Origin of the sequence: Streptomyces sp. 150FB, from assembly GCF_000818195.1 — a bacterium.
GTDB lineage: Bacteria > Actinomycetota > Actinomycetes > Streptomycetales > Streptomycetaceae > Streptomyces.
In genome coordinates this window covers 4,067,203-4,068,419 of sequence record NZ_JTHL01000001.1, presented here as the reverse complement: position 1 = coordinate 4,068,419, position 1,217 = coordinate 4,067,203, and the positions used below count along the sequence as shown (strand labels likewise).

Annotated in this window: 1 protein-coding gene and 1 pseudogene; both read left to right on the top strand. The window is 74.4% G+C overall.

Going from position 1 to position 1,217, the window contains the following annotated elements:
* A pseudogene (locus QR77_RS46715) lies at positions 1-180 on the top strand (spermidine synthase); the annotation flags it as partial.
* Positions 181-352: 172 nt separating this feature from the next.
* The coding region (locus QR77_RS46710) for an SRPBCC domain-containing protein (RefSeq protein ID WP_160310923.1) at positions 353-1,217 on the top strand (865 nt) is incomplete at its 3' end.

The window sequence follows — 1,217 nt, the reverse complement described above, 5'->3', positions numbered from 1 at the left end:
TGGGGCTTCGAACTCGCGGCCCGGAGCAGCCGGCCGCCGCCGCTCGGACTCGCGACCGACACGCCGCCACTGCGCTCGCTGGCCGCGCCGGTGCTGGCGGCCGACGAGCGCAGCGCCGAGCGCACCCGGATACCGGACCTGCCGCCGTCGACCCTGGTGCATCCGCGCTACGGGGGCTGATCCGGGTCGGTCGGGGCGGGGCCGTGCGAGGGGGTTCGTGCGAAGGGGTGCGTGCGAAGGGGGGCCGTGCGAGGGGAACCCGCTCCGGTACGACCATGATCTGTGCCGGTTCCGCCCAGGAGGGCGCCTGAGCGGCGTCGGCTGAGTAGGCTCGTTGTTCATGGAGCATGAGGTGTTCATTCCGGTATCGGCAGAGACCCTCCGGCAGACCCTGCGGGACCCCCAGCGGGTGGCCCGCTGCGTTCCGGGACTCCAGCAGGACGCGGACGCGGAAGCGTCCCCGCTCTCGGGGCGCCTCAAGGTCCGGATCGGCGGCCACTCGATCACCTATCGCGGGACGCTGACGCTGGTCGAGCGGAAGGGTGTCTTCACTGCGGAGGGGGAGGGCGCGGAGGCGCGCGGCAGGGGGATGGCCGGGCTGAAGGTCACGCTGCGGCTGAAGAAGACGCGCGGCGGCACGACGCTGGTCTTCACGGCCGAGTCGCGGGCGGAAGGCCGCCTGGCCGATGTCCAGGCGGAGACGGCGACGGCGGCGGCGCACCGGCTGCTGGACCGGTTCGCGGCCCGGCTGAAAGAAGAGTCGTCCGCCTCGGGCCTCGCGGACACGTCGGACGAGCCCGCACAGCCGGACAGCGCGGACGCGGCGTCGGACCCGCTGCCGGTTGAGCCGGCGCCTAAGGTGCCTGACGTGGAGGCCACCGACAACGGCGTTCACGGTGCCGGTGCCGACGCTGATGGTGGTGACGATGTTGACGCGGGGGCCGACCTCTCCGACGCCGCCGCCGACGGGCCCGACGCCGATGAGTCCGACGAGTCCGACTCCGACTCCGTCTCCGACCCCGCCGTCCCCTCGCCCTCGCTGCGCGGGGAGACGGCTTCGGCCGAGGGTGACTTCCTCGTACCCGACGATCCTGCCGAGCCGCCCGCCGAGGCCGCGCACGCCCGGCGCACCATGATCGGCCGCAGCGCGGAAGAGGTCGATCACGCGCCGCCGCGCGGGCGGTACGCGCCCGTACCGGCGCCGGAGGCCGCCGGCG